Raw genomic sequence first — 21,473 nt, forward strand, 5'->3', positions numbered from 1 at the left:
GCCATCTCCCCCTCAAAGGGGGAGATCACAGCTTCACCGCCCCGCCGCTCCATAAACCGGCGTCGCAATGCCTTCCATCCTCGCCTTGATCTGCAGCGCGACGAACTTCGAATAGAAGCGCGACAGCGCCAGATTGCCGCCGTGGAACCACAGCGCTTCCTGTGCCGTCGGCTTCCACATGTTGCGCAATTCGCCTTGCCATGGACCCGGGTCGCCTTTCACGCCCGAGCCAATCCCCCAGCACGGGCCGACCTTGTTGGCGACTTCGCGCGAGACGATCGCCGCCACCGTTTCGTTCATCGAGAGATAGCCGGTGCAGGCGATGATTGCGTCGGCCGCCAGTTCGGTGCCGTCGTCGAAGAGGATGCCTGTCGGCGTCAGCGACTTGATCCCGACGCCGCTGCGGATGCCGATCTCGCCGTCGATGATCAGGTCGCAAGCGCCGACATCGATGTAGAAGCCCGAGCCGGTGCGGTAGGCCTTCATCAGGAGCCCGGTCTCGTCGTCGCCGAAATCGATGGCGAAGCCGGCGCCGCGCAAACGATCGTAGAAGGCCGCGTCGCGCGCCTTGATGATGTCGTAAAGCGCCCGCTGGCCTTGCGGCAGCAGCGCGAACGGCGTCGAGGCGACGATCATGTCGGCCTTCTCGGTGGTGATGCCGCGGGCCAGCGCCTTTTCCGAAAAGATCTCGAAACCGATCTCCATCAGCGTGTCCGACTTGACCACCGTCGTCGGCGAGCGCTGGACCATCGTCACCTGGGCGCCGCTCTCCCAGAGGTCGACGCTGACGTCATGGCCGGAACTTGCGGCGCCGATGACGGCGACCTTTTTGCCGCGGAATTTCTCGCCGCTGGAATACTGGTTGGAATGCAGGATCTCGCCGTTGAAGACATCGGCACCCGGCAGGTCGATGCGCCTGGGCGGGCCATAGGCGCCGGTCGCAAAGACGATATGCTTCGGCCTTAGCGTGATGCGCTCGCCGGCGCGATCGAGCTCGACCGTCCAGACCCTTTCGGTCTCGTCATAGGACGCGCTCACGCATGTCGTGGAGGTCCAGTAGTTGAGCTCCATGACGCGCGTATACATCTCCAGCCAGTCGCCCATCTTGTCCTTGGGCGTGAACACGGGCCAGTTCTCGGGAAACGGTATGTAGGGCAGATGGTCGTACCAGACCGGGTCGTGCAGCACGAGCGAGCGGTAGCGATTGCGCCAGGAATCGCCGGCCTGAGCGTTCTTCTCGATGACTATGGCCGGCACGGCCAATTGCCGGAGCCGGGCGCCCAGCATGATGCCGCCCTGGCCGCCGCCGATGACCAGGCAATAAGGCTGCTGGCCGGCGCCGAGTTCACGCGTCTCGCGCGCCCTCGCCTCCAGCCAGGTCTCGCGCTCCGGATCGGCCTTGTGGCGGACACCCAGCGGCCGCGCCGGGCCCTTGCGCTCCTCAAACCCCTTGAGATCGCTCATCGCGGTAAACAGTGTCCGGCATTTGCCGTCCCTGAGGCGCATGATGCCTTGGCCCCACGCCGATGACGTCTCGAAAGAAAACCAGGCTTCGATCGTGCCTTCGTCCGAAGTCGCTTCGCCGCTGAGCTGCCACCGGGCAGGTTTTGTCGTTGCCAGCGTCGCCGCCAGCATGTCGCGGATCGCGACGCGGCCCTCCATCGTCCTGACGTTCCAGGTGAAGGTCAAGAGATCGCGCCAGTAGCAGTCCTCGACGAACAAATTGGTTGCCGCCTCGACGTCGCCGGCCTCGAGCGCCCGGGCAAAGGAATCGAGCCAGGTGGCAGCCTGTTTCGTCGGTGCGATGTCGAGCATCTGTCTTGCCTAACTTCCAGTGGCCTTTGCGCTGACCTCATTCTTACCCTTTCCCGGTTCTTTGCGGGAGAGGGTAAGGGCCGTGCAAACAGTCCGGAAGCTAAGGGCGCAGCGTAGGCCGAAGCGACTGCCGCTGCCGTCAGGCCCGCGCGCGGGCCTGATCCGAACCGCTATCCAGCCATGCGAGATCGTCCGGCGAAAGTGAGATGTCGAGCGCCTGGAGGCTGTCTTCCAACTCGTCGAGCGTGCGCGGCCCGATCAGCGGGACGGACGGAAACGGCTGCGCCAGCACATAGGCTAGCGCGACGTGGATCGGGCTTTTGCCCAGCCGTTTGGCGAGCTCGATGGCGCGGTCGCGACGGCCGAAATTCCTCTCCGAATACCAGACCCGGACCAGCTCCTCATTATCGCGCCGGTCGCGCCCGGCGCGGTCGGTGAAGAAGCCGCGGCCCTGGCTCGACCAGGCGAAATTCGGCATCTGCCGGGCGGCGAGCCAGGCCTTCCATTCGTCGCTGGAGGAGGTGACGCAGCCTGCCCAGATCGGCTCCAGCATCTCGGCCAGCGAGAAATTGTTGGAAAGCGCGCCGGGCTTCTGCTTGCCGGTGCGCTCGGCATAGGCAATCGCCTTGTCCATGCGGTCCATCGTCCAGTTCGAGCCGCCGAACGGACCGCGAATGCGGCCGGCCTTGACCTCGCGGTCCATCGCATCGACGAACTCGTCGACCGGCACGTCCGGATTGTCGCGGTGCATGAAATAGACGTCGATATGGTCGGTCTGCAGCCGTTCGAGCGACTGGGTGAGCTGCTTGCCGATGACGTCGGGATAGCAGAGCGGCGAGTGCGCGCCCTTGCCGATGACCACCGACTGCTCGCGCACGCCGCGGTTCTTCAGCCACTGGCCGAGCAGCGTCTCGGTATAGCCGGAGCCGTAGACGAAGGCGGTGTCGAACAGATTGCCGCCGGCCTCGAAATAGGCATCGAGCAGGATGGCGCCCGACGAAAAGGTGCGGAAATCCTCGAAGCCGAGCGCCAGGCACGAGGCCGGCCGCGGCAGGCCCGGAATGCTGCGCTTGGGGATGGCGGTTCCGCCGGAGCGCAGCTTCCGTCCGGAGATCGTGTTGACGCGCTTTGCTGGTTTCTCGATGTCGTATTCGAGCCCGATCGCGGCCCGCCATTTGTCGAGCACGCGCAGATTGCCAAGACTGTCGGCCCAGCCCATGCCGGGCCAGGCGAACTCCTGCATTCCGCCGAGAATGGCCTCGCCGGCGGCGTCGACCTCAAATGCGTACAGCCAGCCGTCCTCCGTGACCTCGACCACCTCGGTGTCACCCGGACGGATGATGCGGATTTCGCCGGTGCCGCCTTGCTGGCCGCTGGCATACCAGAAATCCGCCACCTCGATGCGGCCTTTGCTGCCGACAATACGCAAGACATTGTCCTGAGCGAGCGAGATGCTGCAGGACACTTCCGCGACGATGCCGCCCGGAAAATGCAACAGCGCCGACGCCCATTCGTCGACGCCGGATTGGCCGAGATGCGCAGCGCCGACGACTTTGTCCGGCTCGGCGAAGGGCTTTCCCACTGCTGCGCCGGCAATCAGCCGCGCCATCGAGACGGGATAACCGCCGACATCGAGAATGCCGCCGCCGGCGAGATCCTTGGCGTAAAGCCGGTGCTCCGGCATGAAGCCCGGCATGGCGAAGCCGAAGCTGGATTTGATCATCTTGATGTCGCCGATCGCGCCGGCCCTGATCAGCTCGACCAGCTTGGCCGTCTGCGGATGCAGCCGGTACATGAAGGCTTCGCCGAGAAAGGTGCCGGCCTTGCGCGCGGCATGGATCATGGCGTCGGCTTCGAATGCGGTCAGGCCAAGCGGCTTTTCGCAAAGCACGTGCTTTCCGGCCTCGGCCGCCTTGATCGCCCATTCGGCATGGCTCGGATGCGGCGTCGAAATATAGATCGCGTCGACATCCGGATCGCCAACCAAAGCCTCGTAGCCGTCCAGGATGCGGGCGCCGGGGAAAGCCTCGGTGAGCCCCGCCTTGCCGGGATTGCGCGCCCCTAAGGCGACCAATGTGCCGGTGCGCGAATGGGCGACGCCCCCGGCAAAAGCCTTGGCGATGTTGCCGGGCCCGAGAATGCCCCAGCGAACTTTTTCTGGTTTGGACGTCATGTCAAATCTCCGTGGGTGGCCGCGAGCAATCGCGATCGGACAAAAGAAAGATGGGTTAGCGAATGCGTGCGCCGGTGGCGTCGAAGAGAAGCGAGCGGTCGGCTTTGATCGACACCACCAGGTCGTCGCCATTCGCGCGATGCCGCGAGGCCTCGCGCTCGATGATCAGTTCCTCGCGTCCGCCCCCGGTACCGGAATTGGCATAGACATAACTCACCGATCCCAAGTGCTCGGCGACGTCGGCCTTGAGGGTAAGGTCGCAATCGCCCTGGCCGGCGTCGAAGAAATGCTCCGGCCGCACGCCAAGCACGACATCGCCGCCTGTCGCAGGCAGAGCATCCGAAAGCGGCTTGCGCAGTCGCGCGCCGCGATGATTGACCAGTTCGACGACCGCAGCGCCGTTGTCGGCCCCGACCATTTTCGCCGCCAGAAAGTTCATTTTCGGGGAGCCGACGAAGCCGGCAACGAAGCGGTTGGCGGGGTCGTCGTAGAGATCGAGCGGCGCGCCGATCTGCTCGATGTTGCCGGCGTTGAGGACGACGATCCTGTCGGCCAGTGTCATCGCCTCGGTCTGGTCGTGCGTCACATAGACCATGGTAACGCCAAGCTCCTTGTGAAGGCGCGATATCTCGACGCGCATCTGCACCCTGAGCTCGGCGTCGAGATTGCTGAGCGGTTCGTCGAACAGGAACACTTGCGGCTCGCGCACGATGGCGCGGCCGATGGCGACGCGCTGGCGCTGGCCGCCCGACAATTGCCGCGGCCGCCGCTTCATCAGCTCGGCGATGCGCAGGATTTCGGAAGCCCGCTTCACCCGCCGCTCGGTATCTGCCTTGGGGTTGCCGGTCATTCTCAGGCCGAAGCTCAGATTCTGCTCGACCGTCATGTGCGGATAGAGCGCGTAGGACTGGAACACCATGGCGATGCCGCGATCGGCCGCCTCGACGTCGTTCACCACCTTGCCGCCAATGGCGATCTCGCCGTCGCTGATGTCCTCGAGCCCGGCGATCATCCGGAGCAGCGTGGACTTGCCGCAGCCGGAAGGGCCGACGAAGACGACGAATTCGCCGTCATCGATATCGATATTGGCGCCGTGGACGATTTCGAAGACGCCGAAGCGCTTGATGACGTTTTTGAGTGTGACTGCAGCCATGCTGATCCTTACTTGATGGCGCCGGCGGCGATGCCGGCGACGAAATGGCGCTGCAGAAGCACGAACACGACGAGCATTGGCGCCGTCAGCATCACCGCGCCCGCCATGATGCCGCCCCAGGACACCTTGGTGAGACCGATCAGCGTGCCGAGCGCCACCGGCGCGGTCATTGCGCCCGGCTTGGAATTGATCAGCAGCGGCCACAGATAATTGTTCCAGGAAGCAAGGAAGAGAATGATGGCGAGCGCCGCCAGCATCGGCCGCGCCAGAGGCAATGCGACGAACAGGAATATCCGCCATTCCTTGACGCCCTCGACCTTGGCCGCGTCGAACAGCTCGTGCGGCATCATCGAAAAACTCTGCCGCATGAACAGCACGCCCAGCGAGTTGAACAGCGGCGGCACGATCAGCGCCACCCAGGTGTTGGCGAGCTTGAAGTCGCGCGCCACCATGATGAATTGCGGGATCAGCACGACCGCATAGGGCAGCGTGATGGTGCCGAAGATGATGGCTACGACCATGCCCTTGCCGAAGAAGTTGTAACGCGCCAGCGCCCAGCCGGCCATCGAGGTGAGCATCACCGACAGGAAGGTATAGGTCACCGCCACCGAGACGGAGATGCCGATGGCGCCGATGAAATTGGTGCCGCGCTGCAGATTGCTGACATTGTCGAGGAAATTGCCGTGCGGCAAAAGCTCGATGTCGGGGCTGAAGATGCCATTGTCGGGCATCGTGGAAAAGACCACCATCATCCACAGCGGAAACAGCCAGACCAGCGCCAGCGGCGTCAGGAACAGATGCAGCGCGATGCTGCGGCCCAATCTGGCCTGGGAACGGCTGACCTGGGAATGGCTGATTGGGGAGCGCGAGGTCATTTCGGTTCCCTCGTCAGCCATATCTGCACCAGCGAAATGGCAATCGCCAGCCCGGCCATGGTGTAGGCGACGGCCGAAGCGTAGCCGAAATTGAGCGACCGGAAGCCCTGGCGGTAAAGCAGCAGCCCGAGCGTTTCGGTGCCGCCGCCCGGCCCGCCGCGCTCGGTAATCAGGAAGGGCTCGGTGAACAGCTGCATGGTGCCGATGATCGACAGCACGGCGCAGAACACGATGATCGGCTTGAGCAGCGGCAGCGTGATGTAAAAGAACTGTTTGACCTTGCTGACCCGGTCCAGGGTCGCCGCCTCGTAGACATCCTCGGGGATGGACTGCAGGCCGGCGAGCAGGATGATGGCGTTGTAGCCGGCCCAGCGCCAGGTCACCGCCATCATGATCACCGCCATCGCCGGGGTGACGTTGGTAAACCAGTCGACACTGGGCAGGCCGATGCTGTTCAGCAATTTGTTGATGATGCCGTAGTCGAGATTGAACATCAGCCGGAAAACCGCCGAATAGGCGACCTCACCGACCACGACTGGCGCGAAGAAGGCAAAGCGGAACAGGCCACGTGCCTTGAGCAGCGGCGAATTCAAAAGCACCGCCATCACTATCGCCAGGGAAATCATCACCGGCACCTGGATGACGAGGATCAGCAATGTGTTCTTCAAGGCATTGAAGAAGGCGGGATCGCCGATCAGCCGGCCCCAGTTGAAGGTCGGCGCGAACCGCCACGGCACGGTGCGCGTCGCCTGGAACGAGATCAGGAAGGAATCGATGATCGGCCACAGCCAGAAGATCGAGAAGATCAGCAGATAGGGCGCGAGAAAGCGATAAGCCGTGGCGTTCTGGTAGCGCATTCCTTTCCTCCTTTCTGCTTTCGCCTGCTGGGGCGCGCGGTGTTGATGTTCAGGTGATGCGCCGCCGCAAACGGCGGCTTGTTCGAAGGCCAGCGTCGCCCCTCATCCGCCTGCCGGCTTGGCCGCAACGCTGGCGATCCCCCTCTCCCCGTTCTTTATGGGGAGAGGGTAAGGGTGAGGGGCAGCGCCAGCGTTCGAAATAGATCACGAAGTCTGGAGCCATCCCGTATCAGATCACGACTTGACCGGCAGGCCGGTCGCCGCGGCGATCTGGCTTGCGGCATCGTCGAGCGCTGCCTTGGCGTCGGGATAGCCGCTGGCCAGATATTTGGTCTGCACCGCGCGGATGATGATTTCGGCGTCGCTCTGGAACGGAGTGCCGCGGCTGGGGACGACCTTGGGCAAGGTGCCGAGGATGTCCTTCCACACGGCTTGGCCGCCCCAATAGGGCAGGCCTTCGGAGACGTAAGGGTCGTTGAGCGCCGAGATCAGCGACGGTACCAGGCCGAAGCCTTTCAGCATGGTGATCTGGCCCTCATTCGTCCCTAGCGTGTATTTCAGATAGGCGTAGGCGGCTTCCTTGTTCTTCGACACCGAAGTGATGGCGAGCGAGGAGCCGCCGAGATTGGCGGCGCGCGGACCGTCGGCGGTCAGGCTCGGCATCAGATAGACGCCCCATTTGCCTGCGCCATCGGGCGACTCGGTGCGTATGGTGCCTTCATACCAGCCGCCATACATCTGGCTGGCGACCTTGCCGGCGGTGTTGTTGGTGATCTTGGTGCTCCAGTCGGCAGAGGAAATGATGCCGGCGTCCTTCATCTCCTTGATCTTGGTCATGGCATCGACGCATTTGGGCTGATTGACGGTGATCGATTGACCATCGGCGGAGAAATAGGCGCAGCCCTGCTCGTTGGAGATCATGCGGAAGAATTCGGAATCGCCGTTGAAATCGGCGTTGGTCATCGTCACGCCGGGATTGGCGGCCTGGATCTTCTTTGCGGCGGCGATGAAATCGTCCCAGGTCTTGATCGAAGACGGGTCGACGCCGGCCTTCTCATAGAAGTCGCGGCGGTAGAACATCGCTACAGGGCCCGAATCCCAGGGCATCGCATAGGCCTTGTCGTCAACCTCGAGCTCGGTACGCTTGAAGTCGGGGAATTTTGCCTGGTCTTCCGCGGTGTAGCCGAGCGTATGCAGGTCGACGAAGCAATCCGGGAACTGGCTCCAGTAGTTTTCGGCTTCGCCGTTCTCGATCGTCACGATGTCCGGCAGGCCCTCGCCGCCGGCGGCACAGCCGGCGATTGATTTGTCGTAGGTCGGCTGGTTGCCGAGGTCCTCGACCGTGACCTTGATGTCGGGATACTGCTTGTTGAAGCCCGCTATGGTGGCCTTCAGCGACGAAGCGGCGATGTTCCAGCTCCAGATCGTGATTTCACCGGACTGCGCAAAGGCCGGGCTGGAGCCTAAGGCAAGCGCGAGCGCGGCGCAGGTCAATTTTAAGCGCATTGAAATCCTCCCATTTCAGTTGCTCTCTGTTTGCGAGCGTGGCTAGACTAGGCTTCGGGAAAGCCTTGTCCGCGACAAAGGGAATAAGAAATGAGCGGAAAGTAAGATGCCGGAAAGGCCGTTTTACCAGCCTGGCGCCAGCAGCGTGGAGGGCCTGCCGCTGCTGCTGCAAATGTTCCACACCCAGCCCCTGGTGATGCTCAAGCCACATTGGCATGCCCAGGTCGAGGTGAATTTCATCGTGCGTGGCGCCGTGCATTACCGCATGGACGGGCACGGGCTTTCGCTTTCTGCGGGCGACATGTGCCTGTTCTGGGGCGGCCTGCCGCACCAGATGGACGAAGCCTCCGACGATGCCATCTACGCCGGTGCGCATCTGCCGCTGGTTCATTTCTTCCGGCTGCATTTGCCCGTCGACGTCCGCAACAGGCTGATGACCGGCGCGACGCTGGTGACCGACGCCACCGACCGGTCGGACGACCACAATTTCGAGCGCTGGAACCGCTATGCCCGCTCCGGCGACCCGGTCAAGGCGGAGCATGCCGTCAACGAGCTTTTGCTGCGGCTTGAGCGGGTGCGGTTCGAGCCCTACCGGCTGGTGCCGGAAACGCCGGTCGAACAGGAGCTAGGCAGCCCGTTCGATCAGCAATCGCTGCGCAATGTCGGGCGCATGTGCGACTTTATCGCCGAGAATTTCCTCTACGAGATCGATTGCGTCGACATCGCCGCGGCGGCCGACATCCATCCCAAATACGCCATGAGCATCTTCAAGAAATCGACCGGCATGACGCTCAATGAATATGTGAATCTGCTGCGCCTCAGCTACGCGCAGGCGCTGCTGATGCATCAGGATGCCAATGTGCTGCGCGTCGCCATGGAATCGGGCTTCGGCTCGCTCAGTGCCTTCAACAAGTCGTTCCGCAAGCTTGCCGGCATGTCGCCGTCGGATTTCCGCAGGGGCGTGGCCGGCGCCAGATAACGGCTGGATTCAGCCGATAACCCCCAGACGTGTCGGCAGGCGGTTCATCGGCGACGGCCCGTTGGCCGTGATCAGGAACTGGTCCTCGAGATTGAAGCTGGCGAGACCGTCGATGTAGAGCGGGATCTCGAATGCCAGCACCATGCCGGCCTCGATCACGGCATTGCTGTCGGCCGAGATGAACGGCCATTGCTCGGAAAACACGGAATGGCCGACGCCGTGGCCGAAATGGCCGCGGCGATAGGAACGCAGGCCCTGGCGCGCCAGGCTTTCGCTGGCGGCGCGATGCACGGCGGCCAACGGCTTTCCGGGCATAAGCGCGGCAAGCCCGTCGGCGAAGGCGCGTTCGGCTATGGCATGCAATTCGGCCTGTTCGGGCAACGGCGGCCCGAAGGTGAAATTCCGCGACATATCCGAGGCATAGCCGTTCACGCTGCACACCATGTCGGCCTTCAGCGGATCGCCGGCGGCGGCCACGGCAGCGGCGCCTTTTGGGCGGGCGCCCAGCGTGACGTATTCCGCCGTCGAGATTTGCTGCGACGACCCGGCGGCTGCATCCGCGACGCCTTGCCGGTAAAGCGCGACCAGCTCAGACTGACGCATGCCGGCCGCTGCATGCTGCTGCAGCCGCGACAGGCCGGCCTCCGACAGGACGATGCCCTGCTGCAGAAGGTCGATCTCGCTCTGCGACTTGATCGCCCGCAGCCGGTCGAGGATCGGCGAACCGTTGACCAGGGCAGTGCCTGGCAACATCGCCTGCATCGCGGAAAAATCGCTGGCCGAGACGAAATCCAGCTCGATGCCGAGCGTCGCACGCTCCAGCCCGAATTCTGCGAGGATCGTTTTCAGCTCGCGGACGGAGCGGGCAAGCTCGAAGGTCGCCGGACGTGAAAAACCGGGGCCGCGGCCAACCAGGCCGGCCTCGATGCGCTGCGCAACAGGCCGGTCGGCAGTCGCCGGCTCGAGCGACGCCGATTCGATCCAGATCGGATGCGTGCGCAGCACGGCGCCGGCCATCGCCGCCGGGAGCTGGGCAGCCTGGAAATCCGCCACCACGACGCCGATCGGCAGGTCGCCTCGCTTGGGAATAACGACGAAACCGGCGCCGGCCCGCCGGAACAGGCCGGCCGGGCCGATCCAGGCACCGGTGGCATATTGGAACGCCTCGGGCTCGCAAAGCACCAGCGCCTCGATGCCGGCGCGCTGCATCAGGTCAGTCGCGCGCTCGCGGTCGACAAAGCCGGTCATGGGGTCTCCTCATATGCAATCGAAACCGACGCCGATGCGGCGGCGTTTGGCCTTAGCGTAGTTTCAGTGCGGCCGTGGAGCAGCTTTTTTCTGGAAGCGCTGTTCACCTTGAGAGTTCGTCGTCGGGAAACGAAAAAGCCGCGGCGAACCGCGGCTTTTCAACACAACAAGCGGCTGCTTCGAAAGCTTATTCGGTTTCGTCGGAAGTGTCGTCGGCAGTGTCTGCCGCGTCATCTGCGGTCTGTCTTGCTAGCGCTGCCTGCAAGGCCAACGTGGCCTGTGGCGAGGCCGGTGTCGTCGCAACGACCGCCGCTGCGTGAGCAACTCCGTGCGTCGACTTGTCCCTGGCCGCGGCGGAAGTGGCGGCTCCGTGTCCCTGCGAGCCGGCCCCGGCCGAGTTTCCGCCGTTGCCGTTGCTGCCGCCATTGCCGTTGCCATTGCCATTGCCGCCGGGAGCAGCGAGTACCGGAGATGCGACAAGGGTGAGAGCGGCTACAGTCGCGAATAGACAGGTGCGCGTTTTCATAGTTCCTCCTTCGAGTCGCCCTCCCGCCAGGATGGGTTCCAGATGAAAAACGTCAGGACTTCCAATGTGAAAGCCGGCTGTTACTAGCTTTGTTCAAATACAGTATTCTGCAAGATGGACCTTGGTCCGAAACCGGCACGCAAAAGTCCTGAATTTTATCGACAGCAACGGCTGGATTTTGCTGCCGTCAGATCCAGCGCCGCTACAGCGCATGTGCGTCGGCTGACATGAGGTTACAATCGAGGAAACCTCGGTGCTCGCCATCCGGCGAGATCATTTAAGGCGATTGAGGAACATTCCACAGTTCGTGAAGTTGGGAGCGCAGGCCCGCTTTTGAGGTGCCAAAATGTTTGATGCCGGCGGGCTTTTGGGAGGAAGCCATGATCCGCGTCACGCCTGCATTTCGTGTTTCACGCCGCCGCGCATTGCAGTTTGGCCTGGGAGCGACGCTCGCTTCGGCCACCGGGCTTGCCCCGGTTTCCCGCGCCTATGCGCAGGATGAGGTCAAAGACGAAGACATTTTCCGGTTCGCCCTCAATCTCGAACATATGGAAGCCGAATATTACCTGCGCGGCACAACCGGAAAAGGGATCGATGACTCGGATGCCGGCCCGAAGGCCGGCGCTGTGGCTGGCGGCAAACAGGTTCGCTTTGACACGCCTGCAATCGGCGAGTTCATGCGTGAGGTCGCCGAAAACGAACTTGCCCATGTCAGGTTCTATCGCAAGACACTTGGAAGCGATGCCGTCGACCGGCCGGCAATCGATTTCGATGCGGGCTTTGCGGCGGTTGCCAAGGCGGCGGGGCTCGGAGCGGACTTCGATCCTTTCGGCAACCAGATGAACTTCGTGCTCGGCGGCATGCTGTTCGAGGATGTCGGCGTCACTGCCTATGCCGGCGCCGCGCCCCTTCTGAAAAACAAGGATTTCCAGGCCGCCGCCGCTGGCATTCTGGCCGTTGAGGCCTACCACATGGGGATGGCGCGATCGTCGCTTTACCGAATGGGCGAGGATGCCTGGAAGGCCGCCAATGCGGTTTCCGACGCCCGCGACAAGATCGATGGACCGGAAGACAAGGACCAGGGCATCCGAGTGGACGGCAAAGCCAATATCGTTCCATCGACCCCGGATGCAATCGCCTTCACGAGGACGCCGCAAGAAGTGCTTCGGATCGTCTATCTGACCGACCAGAAAGGCGTCAGCAAGGGCGGCTTCTACCCGAACGGAATGAACGGAACGCTCAAAAGCACCTGAGCGGTCTGCGGATGAATCTCGTGGCAAATGAACTTGCGCGCGCGGCCAGCCGATTCGGCGCGCTGCGCCCTGTTGGCGCGCAAAAACGAAAAAGCCGCGGCGGACCGCGGCTTTTCGATGCTTGATTTCCCTTGAGAGAAATGGAGCGGGTGAAGCGATTCGAACGCTCGACCCCAACCTTGGCAAGGTTGTGCTCTACCCCTGAGCTACACCCGCTCGCGCGGCTTTTGGGCCGCAAGCCGCGCCTATATGGCTGAAGAGCGCGGCGATTGCAACAGGGAATTCGCAGGCTTTTTTGCTTCGCCGGCAATGCGGAGAAGCGCTCCTCCGGACGTCGCAAGGCAATCACCCCCCGCGTTGCGCGACGGACTTGTCTTGGCCGCATCATTGGCCGTAAACGGCGTTAGCCAAACAAGCCGTTGAAAGCGGGCCACCAGAAGAAAGACCGATGCCGAAGACCGAAGCCGAACTTTTCGCCTTTCTTGCCGGACTCGGGATCGAGGTATCGACGCGGCGGCATCCGCCGCTGTTCACGGTCGCCGATTCGCAGGCGCTGCGCGGTGAGATTGCCGGCGGCCACACCAAGAACCTGTTCCTCAAGGACAAGAAGGACAATTTCTTCCTGGTCAGCGTCGACGAGGAGGCGGTGGTCGATCTCAAGCAGATCCACCATCTGATCGGCGCTGCGGGGCGCGTGTCTTTCGGCCGGCCGGAGATGCTGATGGAGCTTCTCGGCGTCGTCCCGGGCGCGGTCACGGTGTTCGGGCTGATCAACGACACCGAGCGAAGGGTCAAGGTCGTTTTGGACGAGAAGCTGATGAGCCATGCGGTGGTCAATGCCCACCCGCTGACCAATGAAGCGACGACTTCCATCGCTGCCGCGGACCTGGTCAAATTCGTCGAGGCAACCGGACATGATGCTGTTATCTTGAAAGTCTCGGCATGATCGCCACATGGGTGACTAAGACCGGGGTGACTGAAACCGGGTTCTAAAGAAGGATGTTGCGCCCGTCCCTTGGCCGGCGGCGCGACCGAAAGGCGACGAGAGATGAGCGATAGCAACCCCTTTGGCGGCCCATTTGGCAGCAATGGCCGCCAGTATGCCACCACCGTGCAATATGGCGGCACCGATGCCGCGCGTGAGAAGGTCGCGCTTGCGAAGGCGCCGGCCGACGTCATCAAGGACACAACGACCGCTGGATTTGCTGCAGACGTCATCCAGGAATCGCGTCGCCAGCCGGTGCTGGTCGATTTCTGGGCGCCGTGGTGCGGCCCCTGCAAGCAATTGACGCCGCTGCTGGAGAAGGCGGTGAAAGCCGCCGGCGGCAAGGTCAAGCTGGTCAAGATGAATATCGACGACCATCCGTCGATCGCCGGCCAGCTTGGCATCCAGTCGATACCGGCGGTCATTGCCTTCAAGGACGGCCAGCCGGTCGACGGCTTCATGGGCGCCATTCCCGAGAGCCAGATCACGCAATTCATCCAGAAGGTTGGCGGCAAGAACGGTGGCGCGCCGCAAGTGGCCGAAGCGCTGGCCGCGGCTGCCGAGGCGCGCGACGCCGGGGATGTGCAGACAGCGGCCGACATCTACGATGCCATCCTGGAACAGGCGCCGGAGACGATCGAGGCGATCGCCGGCTTGGGCGACCTGCTGTTCGAGGCCGGCGATGCCGAAGGTGCCGAGGCGGTGCTGGCGCGGGCGCCGGAAGCGAAGAAGGATGCGCCCCAGCTCGCCGCGCTGCGGGCCAAAATGGCGCTCGCCGCGCAAGCAGCAGTGCTCGGCAATCCGGCGGAACTGGAACGGCGGCTGGCCGAAAATCCCGGGGATCACCAGGCACGGTTCGAGCTTGCCATGATCCAGAACGGCAAGGGTGATCGCATGGCGGCGGCCGACAATCTGCTGGCGATCATCAAGGCAGACCGCTCGTGGAACGACGACGGCGCCAGAACCCAGTTGCTGCAGCTCTTCGAGGCATGGGGCATGACCGACGAAGCAACGCTGTCGGCACGGCGCAAATTGTCGTCGCTGCTGTTTTCCTGAGCCGGCGCAGACTGTTTTGTCGCGCGGGCTTGCGGTGGGCGGCAGCTGCGCCAGATTAGGTTTTCGGACGGCGTTCGATTTCAGGTTTCCGGTGTTGCGCCTTGTGCCGGCCGGGAGGAGACGGATTTGGTGCGCTTCCTGACAAAGCGATCGGAGGATTGAGGTGCAGGCGGGAAACGCGCATTACCGGCTCGCTGCGGACTTACCGTCGACCATGCCGATCTTTCCGCTTGAGGGCGCATTGCTGTTGCCGGGAGGCCGTATGCCGCTCAACATCTTCGAGCCGCGCTATCTGCAGATGGTCGACGAAGCGATCGCCGGGCCGCGGCTGATCGGCATGATCCAGCCCAGCCTCGACGGTGCGCTGCGTCCAGACGGCGAGCCGGAGCTCTGCAATGTCGGCTGTGCCGGGCGCATCATTGCGCTGTCCGAGAGCGGCGACGGCCGTTACCTGATTTCGCTGCAGGGCGTGTGCCGGTTCCGCATTGTTCAGGAACTCACGGTCAAGACGCCGTTCCGCCAGTGCCGGCTGGCACCTTTTCTCGCCGATCTCGACGAGGAGCAGGCAGACGCCGAGATCGACCGGCCGGCGCTGCTGAAAGCGTTTCGCGCCTATCTGCAGGCCAACGATCTGGAGGCCGACTGGGAGAGCGTCAGCCGCGCCGAAAACGCCATGCTGGTCAACGCACTGTCGATGATGGCACCCTACGGGCCGGCCGAGAAACAGGCGCTGCTCGAAGCGGCCGATCTGAAGACACGCGCCGAGACCCTGATCGCCATCACCGAAATGGCGCTGGCGCGCGACAATGAGGATTTCGGTTCGAGTTTGCAGTAGGTTGGCCCTCCTTCTCCCACAAGGGAGAAGGGGAGGCCACGCGCAAAAACCTGAAGCGGTCGCCTTGTGGAAAGGATGGATCGAATGGCGGATGGACGTGACGGGAACAGGACTGTCGATCCCAAGCTGCTGGAACTCTTGGCCTGCCCGCTGACCAAGGGGCCGCTTGCCTGGGATCCGGAGCGCGGCGAGCTTATCTCGCGGGTGGCAAAGCTTGCCTATCCGGTGCGGGACGGCATTCCGATCATGCTGCCCTCGGAGGCACGTACGATCACCATTGACGATGCCGTGCCCACGCCACCGCGCCTGGGCGGAACGGCCTGACGAAGAGAAGAGGCCAATAGCCAGCCATGTTCTACTGAAAATTGCGCCCTTTGGGCATGACCTTCTCTGCCTTTCCCAATAGTTCCGTTTGCGCGATGCTATCGGGCCGCTTCTCCTCGGGGCCGCTCGAAGGTTCATCCACAAGCCTTGCCTCCTCGAGCAGCACCGACAGCCACGGCGTCAGATCCTCGACCTTCTCGGCGACGATATGGATGACGTCCGATTCCGATTGCAGCTTGCCGGTGACGCGGATGAAACGCGCGCCCATGACGATGGGGCGGAAGCGGTTGAAGGTTCTTTCCCAGAAAATGATATTGGCGACCGCATTCTCGTCTTCCAGCGTCAGGAAAATCGCCTTGCCATTGCCCGGCCGCTGCCGCACCAGCACGAGGCCGGCGACCGAAACGCGGCGGCCGTCCCGCACCTGGCCGAGCCGCGCATTGGGCGTGACGCCGGACCGATCCAGCCTTTGACGCAGGAAGGCGACCGGGTGCGCCTTCAGCGACAGGCCGAGCGAGCGGTAGTCGTGGACGACGTGCTCGCCGAGCGGCATTGCCGGGAGCCGGGTTTCAGGCTCGAGATCGCGCAAGCGGATCGCCGGCTGATCGAACAGCGGCAGCTTTTCGGCGGCACTCTTGCCGTCGAGCGCGCGGACCGCCCATAGAGCGTCGCGGCGGTTCAATCCAAGCGAGCGGAAAGCGTCGGCCTGTGCCAGTTTTTCGATCTCGTCGACGTTGAGGCCCGAGCGCAGCCAGACATCGCGCACGGATGCGTAGCCGTCGCCGCGTCGCAGCACAAAGGTCTCCATGCGCTCCTTCGACAGGCCCTTGACCTGGCGAAAACCCAGCCGGACGGCATGGCTGGTCCGGATGACGCCGCGCATCTGGGCATGGCGGTCAAGGATACGATCCGGATCGAAAGGCGATTTCTCCAAGGCGCAATCCCAGCCGGAAAAATTGACGTCGACGTCGCGGATCTCGACGCCGTGGTCATGCGCGTCGCGGACAAGCTGAGCCGGCTGGTAAAACCCCATCGGCTGGGAATTGAGGATCGCGGCACAGAACACGTCGGGATAGAAGGTCTTGAACCAGCAGGAGGCATAGACCAGCAGGGCGAAGGAGGCGGCGTGGCTTTCGGGAAAGCCGTATTCGCCAAAGCCTTCGATCTGTTTGAAGCAGCGCTCGGCGAAGTCTTTTTCGTAGCCCTTGGCGACCATGCCGTCGACCATTCTCTTGCGGTAATTGCCGATCGTGCCGGTGCGCTTGAACGTCGCCATGGCGCGGCGCAGTTCATCGGCCTCGCCCGGCCTGAAGCCGCCGGCGACGATGGCGATCTTCATCGCCTGCTCCTGGAACAACGGCACGCCCAGCGTCCTGCCGAGGATTTTTTCCAGTTCCGGCTTGGGGTATTCGGGTTTTTCCTTGCCTTGCCGGCGGCGCAGATAGGGATGGACCATGTCGCCCTGGATCGGGCCGGGCCGCACGATCGCCACCTCGATGACGAGATCGTAAAAGTTTTTCGGCCGCAGCCGCGGCAGCATCGACATCTGCGCGCGGGATTCGATCTGGAAGACGCCGATCGTGTCGGCGCGGCAGATCATGTCGTAGACACGCTTGTCCTCGGCAGGCAGAGTGGCCAGCACATAGGGTTGGCCGTAATCGTCCCGCGCCTCCGGATAATGATCCCGGAGCAGGGTGAAGGCGCGCTGCAGGCAGGTCAGCATGCCGAGCGCCAGCACGTCCACTTTAAGGATTTTCACCGCGTCGAGGTCGTCCTTGTCCCACTCGACCATCTTGCGCTCGTCCATCGCCGTCTTGACGATGGGCACGATCTCGTCGAGCCGGTCCCTGGTGATGACAAAACCGCCGACATGCTGCGACAAATGACGGGGAAAGCCCATGATCTCGTTGGCGCATTCGATCACGTGCCTTGTCGATGGATCGGTCTGATCGAGGCCGCCGGCTTTTGTCTCCTTTTCGCCGAGTTCCGAGGTCGACCAGCCCCAGATCGAACTGGACAGCGCGCTGCGGACGTCGTCCGACAGGCCCATCGCCTTGGCCACTTCGCGCATCGCCGAGCGGCCCCGGTAGCTGACGACGGCAGCGGCCAGCGCGGTGCGCTTGGTACTGTATTTGGAATAGATGTACTGGATGACCTCCTCGCGCTTTTCATGCTCGAAATCGACGTCGATGTCGGGCGGTTCGTTTCTTTCCTCGGAAATGAAGCGCTCGAAAAGCGTGTCGATCTTGTCCGGGCCAACTTCGGTGATGCCGATGCAGAAGCAGACGATCGAGTTGGCGGCGGAGCCGCGCCCCTGGCAGAGAATGTTCTGGCTGCGGGCGAATTTGACGATGTCGTGGACAGTCAGGAAATAGCGCGCGTAGTTCAGGCGCTCGATCAGGGCGAGCTCCTCCTCGATGCGTTGCGTCACAAAAGCGGGCACGCCCGAGGGGTAGCGGATGGCGGCCCCCTCCTTGGCCAGCCTTTCCAGCTCGGCCTGCGGCCCGAGGCCCGATTCCGTCGGCTCGTCGGGATAGTTGTATTGCAGATCACTGAGCGAGAAGGTCAGCTCGCCGGCAAAACGCAGCGTTTCCGCCAGCGCTTGCGGATGCCTGCGGAAAAGCCGTGCCATCTCCAGCGGCGGCTTTAAGTGACGCTCGGCATTGGCCGCCAGCTCCAGCCCCACCTCGGCGACGGGCACATTGAGGCGGATCGCCGTCAGCACGTCCTGCAGCGGGCGCCGTTCCGACGTATGGTAGAGCACGTCGTTGGTGGCCATCAGCGGGATGCCGGCCAGCTCGGCCATCGCCGCCGCCTGCTCGATACGGAAGCGGTCGTTACCGCGGTAATCCGGCGAAACCGCCAGCCTCAGGTTTTCGCCGAAGCGATCCCTGAGCCGGCTAATCAGTTCGAGGCCAGCTTCCGCGTCCGCCGACAGATCCGGCAGTATGGCCAGCGACAGGAGATCGCCCCATTCGAGAAGATCGCTCTGTTTGAGAAGCGCTGCGCCCTTTTCGTTCTCGTCGCGCAGATTGGCCTGCGTCAGCATGCGGCACAGATGACCCCAGCCCTTGCGGTCCTGCGGGTAGGCGAGGATGTCCGGCGTGCCGTCGCAAAAAACCAGGCGGCAGCCGGGATGATAGGAAACACCCTCCACCTTGGCCTGCTGCCAGGCGCGCACCACGCCCGCCACCGTGTTTCGGTCGGCGAGACCGATCGCCGAAAACCCCAGGAATTTTGCCGCGACCACCAGCTCCTCCGGTTTCGAGGCACCGCGCAGGAACGAGAAGTTCGACTGAATGCCGAATTCGGCATAGGGGATGGCCGTCAGCGCATTCATGCGAAGATCCCATGCATGAACCAGCGCGGCGGGACTTGAGAGGCGCCGTAAAGGCCCTGGCGATAGAGCCAGTAACGGCGGCCGTCGGCATCCTCGATGCGGAAATAATCCCGGGTCGGGGCATCTTCTCGTCCCGCCGCCCCTCGCCACCATTCCGGCGCGATGCGCTCCGGCCCTTCGGCGCGCGCGACCCGGTAGAGCGCGCGCCGCCAGCGGAAGTTCAAAGGCGGGCCTTCCGGCATTTCGGTGGCCGGCACCTCGATCGGCTCGGGCGCACGGAAAAGCCGGATCGGCCGTTCCGGCTGGAAGACGGTCGTGGGAGCGTCCTTCGCCTTGTCCGGCTGCTTCGGCGGCGAGGTTCTCTGCGGCACTTCCGCGAAGGGAAGGGTGGCGACGGCGCGCTCCGGCAGATGGCTCTCGACGGCGACCGGTTTCAAGACCGCACCTTCGCCGAGCCGGGCGCGGATGCGGTCGGCAAAAAGCGCGATATCGGCACCGTCGTCGCTCGTCTCGCCGGCAAGGTCGGCCTGCTGCATGTCGAAGGCGGCGGCGGTCAGCACCGAAAGGCGCACGAGATCGAAGCCATAGCCGGCGTCGATATCCTGTTCGAGCGCGGCAAGCCTTTCGTGGAACAATTTCTGGATCAGCCGCGGCTCGCGCAGAGGCCGCGAGGTGCCGACGGCGATGCGGCTGACGCCGCCATCGACGCGGAAAAGCAGCAGCGCCAGCCGCCTTGCGCCCTCGCCGCGACGCTCGAGGTCGCTCTTCAAGGTGGTCGCCAGCATGCCGGTCAGCCGCTCGATGTCCTCGGTCAGCATGATCGGCTCGGCAAGGTGACGCTCGACCGAAAGCGGTGCGACCGGCAGGCGCGGCGACACGGCCTCCTCGAGGCGGCCAAGCGCCTGGTCGAGACGCAAGAGCAGCGATGCGCCGAAGCGGCGGGCCAGCGGCGCGCGCGGTGCCGCCATGACGGCGCCCGCCGTGCGCAGGCCGACGCTTTCGAGGCTGGCGCGTACCTCCGGGTCGATGCGCAGCGCCGCCAGCGGCAAGGGCGCGAGAAGCGCTTCCTCCTTACCATCGGGCACGATGCGGTCGCCAGCAAACCGCGCCGCCGCCCAGGCAGCCCCAGGCGTGGCGGCAAGCCCGGCGCGGACATCGAAGCCCTGATGGAAAAAACGCGACAGGATATCGTCCAGCATCGAGCGTTCGCCGCCGAAAAGATGGGTGCAGCCGGTGACGTCGAGATAGAGGCCGTCGGTCCCGTCAAGCGCCACCAGCGGGGTATAGCGGTCGCACCAGTCGGCGAGGCCTTCGAGCAGGCGCCGGTCGGCCTCCGGATCGGCCTCCACGATGTCGATCGAGGGATGCATGGCGCGTGCGTCGGCTATGCCCATGCCGCGCTTCAGATTAAGCGCCTCGGCCCGCTCGTCGAGGGCGGCGATGCGCTGGGCGTTCCGGTCGCGGTGACTGATCACCAGCGGCAGGTGATCCGACGGCCGGGAACGCCAGGACCGCCCCAGACGCTGCCGCAGGATTCTCTCGGCGGCGAGATGCGGAAACCACAGGGATAGGATTCTTTGGCCGTTCTGGGGCCCATTCCTGAGACCTTCCTTGCTCGCCCCGTCTTTCTTCGAATATGCGTTCATCGGGGTTCCACTCCAGTGTGAATTTTCCGGGCAAGGCCGTGCGGCTCTTGCCGATGGCGACGGTGAAGGCGGGCCGGCCGATCGAGCCGGCGAGCGGCCCGGCAAGCGTCTTACGCGTTGCCGCCGGTGCCGCCGACAGGATGAGGCGGACGGGCGCTGCCGTCGGTTCGGGCTCGCCGGCCTGGCGCAGCAGGAACAGCGGCCGGCCCGCACTCTGCGCGCGGGCGTGCAGCCGCCGCGTCGCGGTGAGGTCAAGCCGCTGCGGGCTGCCGCGGATTTCGAGGATGACGGCGGCCAGCGCCGTCATCCGGGCAGCCTCCTCGGCGATCCACAGCGCATCGAGCAGCCTTGGCGCCTCGGAAAACAGCAATTGCTCCGGCTCGATGCCGAAGAAGGCGTGAAGCCCCCTGGCATAGGGAAAGCCGGCCTCGCGGAAAACCTCTGATGTGCCGATCCACAGCACCGGCAATCGCGGCCCCTGGCTTAGGATCAGGCTGACGAGCGACAAGGCAAAACCGGCAACGACCCCGGCATCGCGGGTCGCGGCGCCATGAAACTCGCTCACCGCCGCCTTCGGCAGGCCGCCGCTCAGCGCAGCATCGAGGCGCTCGGCGCCGGTGCGCAAAAACGCATCGGGCGGCGCCACGGCGAGGCCGCGCCGGACAATGGTCAGATTCCGAGCGGGTGTCGGATGCCGAGAGGGTGTCAGACTCTGACGAGGGACATCCGCGTCAAACGACGAACTGGCCGGCGCCTCCAGGCGCTCGGGCAAGGTCCCTTCGATCTTCGCGATCTGGCGGCGCAGGGCAAAAACAGTCTCCCGCGCCACGGCGCTTGTCGCCATGACGGTCAGCTTCCACTCACAATTGTTCCCGTTATGTTCCTATAGATTCCAGAGGCCG

General features: G+C 63.8%; 17 protein-coding genes and 1 tRNA gene. 6 read left to right on the forward strand and 12 right to left on the reverse strand.

Annotation, left to right across the window (positions count from 1 at the left end):
- Positions 1–33: 33 nt before the first annotated feature.
- The 6 genes from NKJ13_RS22270 to NKJ13_RS22295 all read right to left on the reverse strand — a co-directional run bounded on the left by NKJ13_RS22270 (position 34) and on the right by NKJ13_RS22295 (position 8,379).
- A complete protein-coding gene (locus NKJ13_RS22270) occupies positions 34–1,815 on the reverse strand; it encodes an NAD(P)-binding domain-containing protein (RefSeq protein WP_352738402.1) in 1,782 nt (593 codons plus the stop codon).
- A gap of 139 nt (positions 1,816–1,954) precedes the next feature.
- Complete coding sequence (locus NKJ13_RS22275) at positions 1,955–3,988, reverse strand: aldo/keto reductase (RefSeq protein ID WP_352614659.1); 2,034 nt, start codon at positions 3,986–3,988, stop codon at positions 1,955–1,957.
- Between the two features lie 55 nt (positions 3,989–4,043).
- The gene (locus NKJ13_RS22280) at positions 4,044–5,141 is read right to left on the reverse strand and encodes an ABC transporter ATP-binding protein (protein WP_023675944.1); all 1,098 of its coding nucleotides are present in this window, start codon (positions 5,139–5,141) and stop codon (positions 4,044–4,046) included.
- An 8-nt stretch (positions 5,142–5,149) separates the two neighbouring features.
- Entirely contained in the window at positions 5,150–6,016 is an 867-nt protein-coding gene (locus NKJ13_RS22285) for a carbohydrate ABC transporter permease (protein WP_352701196.1), read from the reverse strand.
- Entirely contained in the window at positions 6,013–6,873 is an 861-nt protein-coding gene (locus NKJ13_RS22290) for a carbohydrate ABC transporter permease (protein ID WP_254817930.1), read from the reverse strand. The genes NKJ13_RS22285 and NKJ13_RS22290 overlap by 4 nt, the downstream gene beginning before the upstream one ends.
- Before the next feature lie 234 nt (positions 6,874–7,107).
- Complete coding sequence (locus NKJ13_RS22295) at positions 7,108–8,379, reverse strand: extracellular solute-binding protein (RefSeq protein ID WP_352738400.1); 1,272 nt, start codon at positions 8,377–8,379, stop codon at positions 7,108–7,110.
- Positions 8,380–8,485: 106 nt separating this feature from the next.
- Between NKJ13_RS22295 and NKJ13_RS22300 the strand changes: the two genes are divergently transcribed.
- On the forward strand, positions 8,486–9,358 hold the full coding sequence (locus NKJ13_RS22300) for a helix-turn-helix domain-containing protein (RefSeq protein ID WP_352701197.1): 873 nt from the start codon (positions 8,486–8,488) through the stop codon (positions 9,356–9,358).
- Between the two features lie 9 nt (positions 9,359–9,367).
- On the opposite strand, the gene NKJ13_RS22305 is transcribed toward NKJ13_RS22300, so the two are convergent.
- Complete coding sequence (locus NKJ13_RS22305; RefSeq protein ID WP_352738398.1) at positions 9,368–10,606, reverse strand: M24 family metallopeptidase; 1,239 nt, start codon at positions 10,604–10,606, stop codon at positions 9,368–9,370.
- Positions 10,607–10,793: 187 nt separating this feature from the next.
- Positions 10,794–11,132, reverse strand: a complete 339-nt coding sequence (locus NKJ13_RS22310; RefSeq protein WP_254817926.1) for a hypothetical protein — start codon at positions 11,130–11,132, stop codon at positions 10,794–10,796.
- Positions 11,133–11,512: 380 nt separating this feature from the next.
- Here NKJ13_RS22310 and NKJ13_RS22315 point away from each other — a divergent pair, with 380 nt between their 5' ends.
- Entirely contained in the window at positions 11,513–12,385 is an 873-nt protein-coding gene (locus NKJ13_RS22315; protein WP_352778349.1) for a ferritin-like domain-containing protein, read from the forward strand.
- Between the two features lie 141 nt (positions 12,386–12,526).
- On the opposite strand, the gene NKJ13_RS22320 is transcribed toward NKJ13_RS22315, so the two are convergent.
- Positions 12,527–12,601 (reverse strand) — tRNA-Gly (locus tag NKJ13_RS22320).
- A gap of 232 nt (positions 12,602–12,833) precedes the next feature.
- Here NKJ13_RS22320 and NKJ13_RS22325 point away from each other — a divergent pair.
- The 4 genes from NKJ13_RS22325 (at position 12,834) to NKJ13_RS22340 (ending at position 15,585) form a co-directional block, all read left to right on the forward strand.
- The gene (locus NKJ13_RS22325) at positions 12,834–13,331 is read left to right on the forward strand and encodes a prolyl-tRNA synthetase associated domain-containing protein (protein WP_254817917.1); all 498 of its coding nucleotides are present in this window, start codon (positions 12,834–12,836) and stop codon (positions 13,329–13,331) included.
- Positions 13,332–13,433: 102 nt separating this feature from the next.
- Positions 13,434–14,426: a thioredoxin gene (trxA, locus tag NKJ13_RS22330; protein WP_352507381.1), complete on the forward strand. Its 993-nt coding sequence runs from the start codon at positions 13,434–13,436 to the stop codon at positions 14,424–14,426.
- Between the two features lie 163 nt (positions 14,427–14,589).
- Positions 14,590–15,261, forward strand: coding sequence for an LON peptidase substrate-binding domain-containing protein (locus NKJ13_RS22335; RefSeq protein WP_023675985.1), 672 nt, complete (start codon positions 14,590–14,592; stop codon positions 15,259–15,261).
- Positions 15,262–15,345: 84 nt separating this feature from the next.
- Positions 15,346–15,585, forward strand: a complete 240-nt coding sequence (locus NKJ13_RS22340; protein WP_352507380.1) for a Trm112 family protein — start codon at positions 15,346–15,348, stop codon at positions 15,583–15,585.
- A gap of 31 nt (positions 15,586–15,616) precedes the next feature.
- On the opposite strand, the gene NKJ13_RS22345 is transcribed toward NKJ13_RS22340, so the two are convergent.
- From NKJ13_RS22345 to NKJ13_RS22355, 3 genes are read right to left on the reverse strand one after another with little or no spacing between them, the layout of a single operon-like run.
- Positions 15,617–18,925 (reverse strand): error-prone DNA polymerase, encoded by a 3,309-nt coding sequence (locus tag NKJ13_RS22345; protein WP_352507379.1) that lies wholly within the window; start codon positions 18,923–18,925, stop codon positions 15,617–15,619.
- The gene (locus tag NKJ13_RS22350) at positions 18,922–20,400 is read right to left on the reverse strand and encodes a DUF6504 family protein (RefSeq protein WP_352507378.1); all 1,479 of its coding nucleotides are present in this window, start codon (positions 20,398–20,400) and stop codon (positions 18,922–18,924) included. Before NKJ13_RS22350 ends, NKJ13_RS22345 begins: the two co-directional genes overlap by 4 nt.
- Positions 20,333–21,415 (reverse strand): ImuA family protein, encoded by a 1,083-nt coding sequence (locus tag NKJ13_RS22355; protein ID WP_352507377.1) that lies wholly within the window; start codon positions 21,413–21,415, stop codon positions 20,333–20,335. Before NKJ13_RS22355 ends, NKJ13_RS22350 begins: the two co-directional genes overlap by 68 nt.
- Between the last annotated feature and the right edge of the window lie 58 nt (positions 21,416–21,473).

The organism is Mesorhizobium sp. M0174 (genome assembly GCF_040322275.1).
In the GTDB taxonomy this organism is placed as follows: domain Bacteria; phylum Pseudomonadota; class Alphaproteobacteria; order Rhizobiales; family Rhizobiaceae; genus Mesorhizobium.